At 42.4% G+C, this 12670-nt stretch carries 8 protein-coding genes and 1 riboswitch; of the genes, 4 read left to right on the top strand and 4 right to left on the bottom strand.

Annotation, left to right across the window (positions count from 1 at the left end; all coding sequences use genetic code 11):
• The 4 genes from ACK8P5_RS24825 to ACK8P5_RS24810 form a co-directional block, all read right to left on the bottom strand.
• Positions 1-1101: an acyltransferase gene (locus tag ACK8P5_RS24825; protein WP_422658840.1), complete on the bottom strand. Its 1101-nt coding sequence runs from the start codon at positions 1099-1101 to the stop codon at positions 1-3.
• A 17-nt stretch (positions 1102-1118) separates the two neighbouring features.
• The gene (locus tag ACK8P5_RS24820; RefSeq protein WP_422658839.1) at positions 1119-2471 is read right to left on the bottom strand and encodes a glycosyltransferase; all 1353 of its coding nucleotides are present in this window, start codon (positions 2469-2471) and stop codon (positions 1119-1121) included.
• Between the two features lie 320 nt (positions 2472-2791).
• A complete protein-coding gene (locus tag ACK8P5_RS24815; protein WP_422658838.1) occupies positions 2792-3121 on the bottom strand; it encodes an ArsR/SmtB family transcription factor in 330 nt (109 codons plus the stop codon).
• Between the two features lie 4 nt (positions 3122-3125).
• Positions 3126-3548 carry an SRPBCC family protein gene (locus ACK8P5_RS24810; protein ID WP_422658837.1) on the bottom strand — a complete coding sequence of 141 codons (423 nt, stop codon included), beginning with the start codon at positions 3546-3548 and terminating at the stop codon, positions 3126-3128.
• Between the two features lie 240 nt (positions 3549-3788).
• On the opposite strand from ACK8P5_RS24810, the gene ACK8P5_RS24805 reads away from it, so the two are divergent.
• From ACK8P5_RS24805 to ACK8P5_RS24790, 4 genes are all read left to right on the top strand, one after another.
• Complete coding sequence (locus ACK8P5_RS24805; protein WP_422658836.1) at positions 3789-4130, top strand: zinc ribbon domain-containing protein YjdM; 342 nt, start codon at positions 3789-3791, stop codon at positions 4128-4130.
• Between the two features lie 353 nt (positions 4131-4483).
• A riboswitch (cyclic di-GMP riboswitch) is annotated at positions 4484-4569 on the top strand.
• Between the two features lie 169 nt (positions 4570-4738).
• Positions 4739-9886 (top strand): NPCBM/NEW2 domain-containing protein, encoded by a 5148-nt coding sequence (locus tag ACK8P5_RS24800; RefSeq protein WP_422658835.1) that lies wholly within the window; start codon positions 4739-4741, stop codon positions 9884-9886.
• A 184-nt stretch (positions 9887-10070) separates the two neighbouring features.
• Entirely contained in the window at positions 10071-11132 is a 1062-nt protein-coding gene (locus ACK8P5_RS24795; protein ID WP_422658834.1) for an LLM class flavin-dependent oxidoreductase, read from the top strand.
• A gap of 145 nt (positions 11133-11277) precedes the next feature.
• A complete protein-coding gene (locus ACK8P5_RS24790; protein ID WP_422658833.1) occupies positions 11278-12570 on the top strand; it encodes an RCC1 domain-containing protein in 1293 nt (430 codons plus the stop codon).
• The last annotated feature ends 100 nt before the right edge of the window (positions 12571-12670 follow it).

Genomic DNA, 12670 nt, shown 5'->3' with positions numbered 1-12670 from the left:
TTAGCCTCGACCTCCGAATAACAGGTAAGTTATCGATTTGCTTAAGTTCAGCATTTTGACGGTGATGTAGCTAACACAGAATATGATAGCAATATTCATAATGAGGCTAATGGAGGCCTCAAGAAGTGTTGCATCCACTGTCGTTTTGCTAGAGAACATAATTTCGACCATTAGATGAATGAGGTAAATGCTGAAGCTGGCCTTTGCCATGGAGCCAATTAGTTTTTGAATTTTATGATTCGTTCTTTCATTCATCGCTTCTTCTTTATCCTTGAAAAAGACAAACAAACCGGCAGCCATAAAGAAGGTCGTAATTGAATAGTTACCGTAGAACATCTCATCGAGCACTCCGGTTCGAAGCGAAACGATGTAGGTCGCTATAGGTGTTAGGAAGAAGGAGAGTATGCCAAGGTTATAGATAATATTCTTGGTCTTAGCGGGTAGCTCGTAATGAAACAGATAGTATCCGAGAATAAAGTAGCCGAGGTAGCCCATAAAGAATGGGATGTTCATGATGGGAATGCTTATGTATTGATCCGTTACTCGAAATGCAGTGTCTGAGACGAATCGATAAGCTACACTCACGATGAACCACAGGAGTAAGTAATATCTAAGGTCTCTTTCAGTGCAGGTCTTGATAAATTTGTTGATTAGAGGAACCGTCATGTAGATTGCAATAATGGCATACAAGAACCATAGATGAATATAGTTCGTGTCGGTAAGTAGACGATAGCCAAAATCGACAATGAATTCGTAGACGTTCATCTGGCTCTTTAAAATATAATACTGGTTATACAGACCGTAAATGATGGACCAGCTCACAAGCGGAATTAGCAGCGGTATAATTCTCTTTTTGTAGAACTGACGATAGGAATGAACCTCGGTTCGTAGAATCATCGCGCCACTGATCATGAAGAATACAGGAACAGCAAAACGCGATATCGAGTTAAATAGATTGCTAAGCCACCATGAAGGTGTGTTGAATTGATTGGAGCTAACTAGAAGTTCCGCTGTAAAGTGCAATATAATGACAGCGATGATAGATAGAATCCTCAGGATATCTACGTACAAAATTCTTTTATTAGGAATAACGGTATTCATTGTAATCTCCTCCTCCTTCATGTGTTCGTTCCAGCCGCCATGTTCTGGCTAATCGCTGCAACGCCTTTACGTTCAACGAACCCCCAGCCTTCATCGTTATCAAAATACTTGAAAGTACCCACTATATTGATGTAGAGAAGAAGATTTCGGTAGGTCAGTAATTCGAATTGGCTGAAGAAGAGCATCTTCACATAATCCCACAGGGTATAATTACTCCCGTATTTTTTGCATAAGTAAAAGGAAACGATGAACTGTGCGCCATTGATGACAATGATAATAAGCAGGAAGATCAGTGCTTCGATAATGTTTTTGCCACTTAGAATGGTTTGCCCGATGTAGAAGAGCGTGGAGAATGCGGCTAGTGTTCCCAGCATGAAACCGTCGATGGCGAAGAACAAACTAACACCCACACTAAATCGCTGGGATAATCTAGACCAGTAGATCAGGATACAATCAACAAATGCTTTTTGCCATCTTATTCGCTGCTTATAGAAGTTCGTTAAATTCTCCGGACATTCGGTGTAACATACCGCCTCCGGCGCAAACACGAGCTTCTTTTTCAACTGATTCGCTTTTATGTATTCATGAATTTTAAGGGTAATGTCAATATCTTCACCCACCGTACTGCGAAAACCATTCACTTGCATCAGGACATCTTTGTGAAAAGCACCGAATGCACCTGAAATAACAACAATGGAATTAAAGAAGGACTGTGTTAATTTGCGAACATAGAAGCCATGAGTGTAATTGATGATTTGGCTCTTAATAATTCCTTTTCCACGAAATGTTTCTATGATCGTGCCATTCTTCTTCTCGGCTCCCTGTACAATCTTAACTGTGCCACCAAGGGCAATAATCTCATCATTATCGAAATATTGATTTACATATTTCAAAGAATGGGTCTCCAGCATACTATCCGCATCCAGTGTAATGACGATTTCCGAGGCTGCATAATCGATACCCGCATTTAAAGAATCTGCCTTTCCACCATTCAGCTTATCGATAACAAAAATATGGGGATAGGAAAGGGATTGGTATAGTCCTCGGACTGACTTGTATGTAAGCTTATGGTCTGGTTTCCTGTGAACGGGCCTTAACTCCAGCAGTTCATTTAATCTGCCCATCGTGTCATCCTTCGAGCCGTCGTTGATGATCAGCATTTCGTAGTTGCTATACTGCACACCTGCAATCGCATCGATGCAGTTCTTGATCGTAAGTTCTTCGTTATAGGCGGGGACAAGTACAGATATCGATCTCTCCGCAAGTTCTGGATCAAGCCGCTTCACTTTGCTGCAGATCAGGGGGATTATCGTATATAGCACTTGGAAGGTAAGAAACACGCCTGCGATTCCGTAAAACAAGTACTGCATGGCAACTCACTCCTTTTCTCTCTGTCTTTACTCTCCTTACATTTTTGTCCATTAAGCTAAACCTATCCCAGCTTGCGCATCCGTGTAAAATCCGGCTAACAATCAAGAAAACGAATACATAGGCACTTTTCAAAGTAAAATGCACATTTTTATAGCCTATTCCCTTGAATGTAATATTTTGTTTTTTGTCATAAATAGTGGGATAAATTTATCTTTGGTAAGGGCAAATATGCAGAATGAAGCAGTTTGTTATACAAAAAAGCTCCAGAGATGACCTTTTAATAAAAGGTCATCTCTGGAGACTTCTAACATCATGCTAATTATTCTTCGTGATTAGACTCTACGAATTGCTGAAGAGCAAGCAGCTTCTCGTCCCAATATGAATCAAAGAATGTGAGCCACTGCTTGATTTCGTCGAGTGGCTCTGGCTGCAGGGTATACCTTGTTTCCCGTCCAACCTTTTGACTGCTTACAAGGCCTGCATCAGAGAGCACTTTCAGGTGTTTATTTACAGCTGTGCGGCTGATCGGAAAACATGCCGTCATCGCTGCTATGGGCATTTCTTGATTCGCTAGTAATTTTAATAACCTACGGCGGGTAGGATCGGCAATGGCTTGATAGACATCATGCTGTGCAGCAGTAGCTCCCAATTGCCTAAGCCTCTACATAATGAACAAGGCTTTTGTTCACAATGTTCTCCCATCCGCCGTTCATCACTTCACGAATGACAGCATGAGGCTGTCCGAATTCGGTAACCTTCTCAGCATCCCAACCTGAGTGAATAAGTGTAAACTCGGTTTTCCCGCCTTCAAGTTCTTTTAATTCAAAAGCAAGATGCCAGTCCTTACCCCAGTTGAATCCAACGCGATAGGGAGGATCAATATCCTTTACCTTACAAGGTGAGTCTCCAAATTGGCCCGCATGTAATGTGAATTCAAATCCAACTGTAGGTTCAAACGTACTCGGCATCCACCAAGCAGCCATGCCTTCAGACGTTGCAACGGCTTTCCATACTTTTTCAATAGGAGCCTGAAGTACAACGGTTTTGCGAATTTCCGGTATATTCTGTGTTTCCATAATTGATACCTCCACTAAATTAAATGACACCTAAAGGTGTCATAAAAGAGTATAGCACAATAGTGCGTGTATAAACCTAGCTGTGTTGAGGAAGGATTAAGAATCACTTGGATATAGTGTGTCCATAGAATCTTTACTTATCCTTTAATTGGACAAGTTGGGAATGAGATTGTTAATAGATAAGCACTATGGCAGAATGGTAACATATCATGATCAACAAGGAATGGAGAAAATAATAACATGTCTAATTTGCCTAATTGTCCTAAATGTAACTCGGAATACACATATGAGGATGGGAATTTATTAATATGCCCGGAATGTGCTTACGAATGGAATCCGGAATCAGACAACGAAACAGATGAAGATGCTAAAGTTATTAAAGACGCGAATGGAAATGTACTGAGTGATGGGGATTCAGTGACCATTATTAAGGATCTCAAAGTTAAAGGAAGTTCCTCGGTCTTAAAGATCGGTACTAAAGTAAAAAATATCCGATTGGTTGAGGGCGATCATGATATTGATTGCAAAATCGACGGATTTGGAGCGATGAAATTAAAATCTGAATTTGTTAAAAAAATTTAACGCTCATCATTTTAAATGTCCGAACACCCAGTCTATCTACATTGACTCTCCGATGTAGATAGACTGTTTATTTTTTATGAGGTGCCTAATAAGCCTCAGGACCGATGAACTAGTTCATCATAGATTTCTTAATTTAGTGAAAAAAACCCCCAAACCCCAAATGTCCTGGTCTGGTCTCTTAAAAGATTTATATGTTCAAGAGAATCGAAATTGGTTGTTTGTATATAGGATATAAGTAACGAAATTAGCTAATTTATACATAATAAATAATCTTAATTACCTTAATTTAGATATAGTCCCAACGATTCATGACGAAAAATATAATACTATGTTACTGTTTTTAATGTGTTGTAAAACTTAATAGGCAAACCTATGGAAACGTAGGGACGCAAAGCTACAGGGACTAAGGTCTAAAAGACGATGTCAGCCAGTTGCCAAAGGGTATTTTATGCTTTTTGTTATTTAAGGTTTGGTTTTTATAAAAATTAAGTCTTAATTTTTATGCCGAGCTTTATTCGCAATGTAAGCTACTCTTATGGGTAGCTTTTTTTACGCGTTTTTTAGTTCATTGGTCATAATTATGTTCACATACCAGGGGGAAAATCGTAATGAAAAAGATGATTGCAATCGCGACATCAGCAGCAATGTTGGCCAGCCTTACAGTGGGACCAGGTCAGATTATGGCTAATGAAGTACAGAATGCAAAGTCAGTGAAAAATGTATTGGCTAGTAAAGTGGACGAAAGTGGTAAAGCTGTTGTTGTTCCTTTTGATCTACATGGCAAGGCTGGTTTAGCTGCGTATAATGAGGTGTTTAAAATCAGCCGAAATCACATTACATCGATTACGAATAATGGTGGGAACTATTCTAGCTCTGCGATTGGTAAGGCGATTGATGGGGATATGGCGACACACTGGGAAACAGGCAAACCGAATACCTCCGCCTTCACGAATGAAGTGGTGGTTCAGTTCAATGAATTGACCACACTCAATCGAATTGTGTATTCAGCTAGACAAGATGGTGCAAAAGGTAAGGGGTTTGCAAGAGAGTTTGATATTTATGCTTCCACATCCGATGAGGGTAATGAGTTTACACTCGTTACATCAGGGGAATATAAAGGGTGGACTGGTGATGTTGTAGAGATTAAATTTGCACCAACAGCGTTCAAACGGGTTAAATTCGTATTCAAAAAAGCAGATCAAGATTGGGCCAGCGCATCGGAGTTTGGTTTCTATAAAGAAGATAAGGTTCGGGATGTGGTCAACAGCCTATTCACCGATGGCACGATGAGTGCAGTAGTACCCGATTATAATAGTGCGGCTAAACTTACTGCGTTGGAGAATGAAGCGAAATTACATCCGCTGTATTCTGAACTGAAAGAACGGCTGGAATTGGCGAAAAAGCTTGTGAGCGGTCAGACCCAGATCGAGGGGACCATAATTACCGCAGAGCAACGCGGGGATATGAGAAAACATGCATCGCAGAACTTGCGGTTTACACTTGGTACGAACAACCAACCTACGGGATTTGTGGCGATGCCAGGCCAAGAGATCAATGTGTATGTGGATGTGGAGTCTGCCGACAAGTTACCTTCCATCGTATTCTCTCAACAAGAAGCAGCTTGGAATGTGTGGGCAAGTGGAAAGCAGCTTCGTCCAGGCAAGAACACTTTTATCGTGCCGGAATTTGCATCGAACAGTTACTATGCGCACCCTGTAACTAAAGGTGGTACAGTTTATATTTCTAATCCTTATACAGCTGAAGAACAAGGAAAGGCACCACGCATTCGAATTGAAGGGGGACAGAAGATCCCTTTCATGACGAAGGACACGGATCCTCAGGAATTTAAGTCTTTCCTAACGGAATATAAGCAGATGTTAGATGCAGATAAAGCAGCACACCCTGATGTAAAAGACCGTAAGCTTATTGATGTGGTCGAAATGGCAAGTGAGCATATCATTTTCACAGGTACGGCATCCGAAGCTTATAAGAAATTTATTACACAGGGCGAGGACCCAGTGGGTACCTTAACCGGCTATGACTACTGGATGAAGAAGAACTTTGAATTCTACGGTCTAGATGGACGCGATACGAACCACGATCCTAAGCGTATTCGGGAAAACATCCGTTTGATGCAGCCGTATGGTGCGATGTATGCAGCAGGTGACCATACCGGGATACAAGCTGGTACAGTATCACAAATGTTGAGTGATTTTACAAAGGTATATCCGGGCTGGGGATTGACGCATGAAATCGGACACCGTATGGCTGTTGGCGAACGAGAGTATGGTGAAATAACCAACAATATGCTGGCTATGTTGATGTCGGTTGATTATCAATCGATCGATACCCGCATTCCTTATCAGGATATCTATAAATATGTCATTGAAGAGAATAAAGTAGCTATGGAGCAGCAGTCTCTATTTGCGAGACTCGGTGCCTTCTGGCAATTGGAGCTTGCTCATCCGGGATATTGGAAGGAACTGAACAGCCTGTACCGGGATCGAAAGGTCTCTCTGCCGAATGGTGAAAATTCGAAACAACAGTATTTGGTCGAGTTCTCCTCTGAGGTGCTGGGCAAGGATTTGAGCAGTTATTTTGCAAGACATGGCTTCACAGTTAACGCGGATACAAGAGAGAAAGTATCTGTATATCCGGCACCTAAGAAGCTGTGGTATTTGAATAATTCAGTAATTAATTACAAAGGAAATGGCTTTGTAGAACAGGCACCTAAGATAACAGCTAGTGTGATCCCGAATGTATCTGCTAAAACGAATACACTAAGCATTAGTCTGGATAAATCTTATGCAGAGGATTTGCTAGGATATGAAATTTATAGAGATAACAAGCTGGTAGGCTTTACGAGTGAAGATCAATTCGTAGATCAGAACATAGATACGAATGTCAACTACACATACAAAATCGTGGCTTATGATAAAACACTGAAGACACTGAAACCGGTGGAATTCAAAGCATTTAAGCCAGCATTATCTGCTCAGGCGTATGTCACGCTGAAGCTGAACCAGTCGTTTAATCCGATGGATTATGTGAAAGCTTCTACGTATCAAGGTAACGATATTTCGAGTGAAGTCGTGGTGAAATCGAATAACGTAGATGTTACACGTAAAGGAAACTATCAAGTTGTTTATGAAGTTAAGAGCGGTGGGGTAGTAGAATCGAGAACAAGTCAAGTGACTGTGACAAGCGACTACGTTTTCACTTCGGATCTAAATGCGGCATCAGCAACTGTGGGCTGGAGTGAATTGAAGAAAGATAGAGCACCTGGTGGCGGCATGATTACGCTTCTTCGTCAAGGCATGGATGCCGTCTATGCGAAGGGTCTCGGTGTGCATGCGAACTCGGAAGTTATCTATCATATCGAGGGCAAAGGTTATGACTTCTTCGAGAGTTATATCGGTATCGATCAGTCTATGAAAGGAAGACCGTCTTCTGCAACATTTGAGGTATATGTTGATGGCGAGAAGAAATTCGACAGTAGTGTATTCAGAGCAAGCACCGAGCAAGAATTCGTGAGAATTCCGGTTACAGGTGCGAAAGAAATCAAGCTGGTTACAACGGATGCGAACGATAGTGGTAATTCTGCAGACCATACCGTATGGGCTGATGCCAAGTTCACGAATAACTCTAGCGTGCCAACCCTCACTTTGCCTGATGAAACTACATTCGTTGCACTTAACGGCGAATTCGATGTACTAAAAGATGTGCAGGCATTTGATAATGAGGATGGAGACTTGATCGGTAAAGTTGAAGTTAAATCCAACGGATTTACAACAGGTAAGACGGGGACATATCAAGTGGAGTTATCGGTATCCGACTCAGACGGCAATACAGTGACCAAGACAAGAAATATCGTAGTTTATAGTGCAAGTAAGTATATGAGTGACGTGGAATGGGTATCTGCAAGAACAGATTATAACGTGGTTAGAAAAGACAAATCGAGTACGAATGCAACGATAAAGTTGCTGGTACAAGGGAAAGTACAAGAGTTTGCTAAAGGAATCGGCACCCATGCCAACTCTGAAATTGTGTATAATCTCGCCAATTCGAACTATGAATATTTCGAGACATATGTAGGTGTGGACCGAAATATACCGGAACAGAATAACTCGAGTGTTATCTTTAAACTCGTAGCAGATGGTCAAGAAGTTTACAATAGTGGACTCATGAAGTTTAGTACAGAAGCGAAGCTTGTTCGGATTCCTGTGAAAGGCGTTCAGGAATTAAAGCTGATAGTTGATAATGCGGGTAACGGAAATGCTTCCGACCATGGCAGCTTTGGTGATGCCAAATTTATTATTCTAAACGACAAACCAGAGCTTACCATTCCGAAATCGGTTTCGACTAAAGTTGGTGAGGTCATCCCACTTAAAGAGCACTACGCTGCCATCGATGCAGAAGATGGAGACTTAACAGCTCAAGTGACTGTCACGGGTGAAAGTGAGGTCAATTTTAACAGAGCAGGGGAATATCCAATTACTTATTCTGTTACAGATAGTGACGGTAATACGGTGACTAAAGAGAGAACGGTAGCTGTAGTTGACATGAACGATTATCATTTCTTAACGGATTATGATTGGAGTTCTACGCAGAACAGTTATGCAGCTCCAGTGAAAGATAAGTCTATCAGTGCTAAAGCTCTCAGATTAACAGACGAGAACAATCGTGAAGTGATTTATGAGAGAGGTATTGGAGCACATTCTAACTCTACGATTGTATATGATCTAACCAATAAGAATATGGACTACTTCACATCATTTGTTGGTGTGGATCGCCAGATGTATGGTTCAATTGGATCTGTAAGCTTTGAGGTTTATGTAGATGGAGAACTTAAATTCAACAGTGGTGTGATGCAATCAAGAGATCCACAGAAATTTATTGAAGTCGATATTAACGGCGCGAAGGAGCTTAAGCTTGTCGTTACGGATGGCGGAAATGGTAACGGGTCCGATCATGCTACATGGGGCGATGCTAAATTCCATTTTGCTAACGCAGATCACATTTATGTGCAAGATTTACAACAAGCAGTTGTAGAAGCTCAGGCCATAAATGTAGAAGATTACACGCCGGAGAGCGTTGCTGTGTTAACAAATAGCCTTGCCAAAGCTGAAGAGATACTTGCTAATCCAGCCGCTAATCAAAGTGAAATCGACACTGCTGTAGCATCGATTAGAGCGGCCATGGCAAGTCTAGTGAAGATTGATTTAACCCAAGTGGTTGCCATACCAGATCAATATCTAAGAGATGGCCTTAAGAAGACACTCGGAATTACAGGAGATATTACGCTGGCGGATATGCATAACCTGATCTCATTCAAGGATGAGACTAGAAGAGTGAGCTCGCTTAAGGGTCTGGAATATGCTAAGAATCTAGTAACGCTCGATATTACGGGCGCTGAAGTTACAGACTTCTCTCCGTTGAAAGATTTGAAGAAGCTGGCAAACCTCATGGCTGACCCTCAATTGGTTGAGGTAGGTGGAGTATCGCAAGGACCTATCATTGAAGTGGATAATCTAGTGACAGGACGGGATGGGAAGAAGATTATACCGGTTTCCGCTGGAATTAGACACAACAAGACGTTTAAAGAAACGGTGTTGGATGTTAGCCAATTAAGTGCAGATCCGAATAAGTTTATCTTTGACCTTTCGAATGAGGATAAGGGATACTACACCATGTTCATGGCGTATCAAGTAGACGGTAACCTCGTACAATTAATTTACATGATCGACAATAAGTAAATTTGAATAGCTGAATTAGCGCCAGTGGATGGTCTATGTATCTTGTAGATTATCTATTGGCGTTTTCTTTATGTAACTTGTTTGAAAATAATAGCTGAATAGTTCAAAATAAAGATATCTGTCATTAAAACAATTTGGGCTTTGGGGCTATTGATAGATATTTATACTATAGGAGGAATGATCCTTGGAAATCGGACTTAGTACATTCGTAGAAACGACGCCTGATGTACAGACGGGTGAGGTAATGAGCCACGCGCAGCGATTGCGTGAAGTGGTGGAGGAAATCATTCTTGCCGATCAAGTAGGACTCGATGTGTTTGGTGTTGGCGAACATCATCGTAAAGACTATGCAGCATCTTCACCGGCAATGGTGCTTGCGGCTGCTGCGCCGCAGACGAGCAATATTCGTCTTACAAGTGCGGTAACGGTCTTATCGTCAGCTGACCCAGTTCGTGTATTTCAGGATTTTGCTACACTCGATGGTATATCGAATGGACGTGCAGAGGTTATGGCGGGCCGGGGCTCATTTATCGAATCCTTTCCACTCTTTGGTTATGATCTGAATGATTATAATGAGCTGTTCGATGAGAAGTTGGAGCTGCTCCTTAAGATCAGGGATTCTGAGAAGGTGACCTGGAGAGGAGGACATAGACCAGCCATTGATAACTTGGGAGTATATCCACGTCCGGTTCAGGACTCTCTGCCAATCTGGATCGGAAGTGGTGGTAATCAGGAATCCGTCATCCGTGCGGGTCTGCTCGGATTGCCACTCGTGCTTGCGATCATCGGAGGGAAGCCGGTGCAGTTCGCACCATTAGTAGAACTTTATAAAAGAGCAGCAGCACATGCAGGGCATGATGTCTCAAAGCTTGCGGTTGGATCGCACTCCCATGGATTTATTGCAGAGGAAACGGAGCTTGCAGCGGATAAGTTCTTTCCATCTACGCAGGCCTGTATGAATATGCTTGGTCGAGAGCGTGGATGGGGACATTACGATCGTTCCAGCTTCGATTTCGCACGGAGCTTCGACGGTGCACTGTACGTAGGTGATCCGGATACAGTAGCCAAGAAAATTATTCACCTGCGCAAGCATGTTGGTATTACACGCTTTATGCTTCATGTACCGGTCGGTACGATGCCGCATGAGGATGTTATGAATGCCATCAGGCTGTTAGGTACCGTAGTGGCACCACGAGTGCGTGAAGAAATTGCGAAATGGGAGGCTGCAGGAGAACCAAAGTCCTAAGCAGCTGTAATCATTAGGTGTTTGTATCCGCTTACTGATGAATATCTTGTCACATGACAACACTCATGACACGGGTCACTATATCACTTTGTCACATTGGACTATATTATTAACAGCAATTTTATTTAAAAGGAGTGATAAGTGAGTGCACCCAATCCGGAAAAAGTGGAAAATCGTTCTCGACAGGACATCAGTGGTCGGTTTGCTTCCGATAGTAAGCGTCTCTAAGGTGAGTCAGGTCTCTGATCTGAGTGTTAGAGAGGTTAGTACAGCAACAGATCATGGTCTTGTCCTGTTGGGCGATGGCACCGTCATGGCTATGGGCTGCAACCAATATGGGCAACTAGGAGATTCATCATGGATTATGGAGCAGACCGCTTATCAGGTTATATCGTGTGAAGAGGGAGGGCTCCTCTCAAATATTAAGGCAATTTCGGCTGGTGGGTTTCACAGTATGGCACTGGATAACAGAGGTCAGGTGTGGGCTTGGGGACGCAATCTTGAGGGTCAATTGGGAATCGGATTCACGAATGAGGGAGCGCACAAAGGTGACATCCGTGGGGCCAAACGTGTTGTATTTCCTCAAGAGGTGAACATCGTGGAAATCTCCGCAGGGGCTACTTTCAGTTTGGCACTGGATGATGAGGGTCAGGTGTGGGCCTGGGGAGATAATGAAGAGGGCCAACTAGGGATAGGATATCATAAAATTGGGCGATCGCAGTTCTCTCCCATTCGAGTGGTTCATGAGAACGGACTATTGAGTCAGATCCAATCCATTTCTGCGGGTCCCTATCATAGTCTGGCACTTGATAAAGATGGACAGATTTGGGGCTGGGGAGCGAACTGGAACGGAGCGCTCGGGTTCGATAAGAACATCAACTATGCTAAATTAGAGGAAGAAATTAAGCAATTATGGGGAAAAGAAGTAACCTTTAAACCAGAAAAGTTGGCACAAACGAATCATCTATACACATGGATGGATTATATGGATGAATACTATACGCATGATATGATTTGGATGGTTGCCAAGCGAATAACGAATGATTTTGATGGATTCGCGGAAATTATGGCAGGGAGAATGCAGAGCCAGGGTACAAAGAGGGATGGCTCGGTATGGGCATGGGGTTACGTGGAGGATCCGACGAGTGACGAGGGGATATGTCTAAATGGCACAAGACTTGGACAATTACCTAAAGATTCAGAGGATCAGGAAGTAGCTGATATTCAGCGACTGATATCGAATACTCGAAGTAGAGGGTCGAACTGGGGCTGGGCTCTATGTGAAGACAGTATCCCTCTGCCCTCCATTCGAGTCGTAGACAGAAGAAATTTCACGACGCTAACGAGTGAAGCATTGTTTATGGTTTGTCGAAGCCGTCAGGCTACGGAATGGATCCTAGAGGATATATGTATTGATTTTGAAGCATTAATTGTCTAGTTGAAGCTTATATATGAAGAGGTTAGACTGTCCCAAAGGGCAGTCTTTTTTCTACTTTAGAAAGTGTTTGCAAGATAGACTTGATATTTATATAGCATCC

The sequence above is a fragment of the Paenibacillus sp. EC2-1 genome (assembly GCF_049311625.1).
GTDB lineage: Bacteria > Bacillota > Bacilli > Paenibacillales > Paenibacillaceae > Paenibacillus_AQ.
The sequence above is the reverse complement of the archived record's forward strand: the minus strand, read 5'-3'. Positions and strand labels throughout refer to the sequence as shown.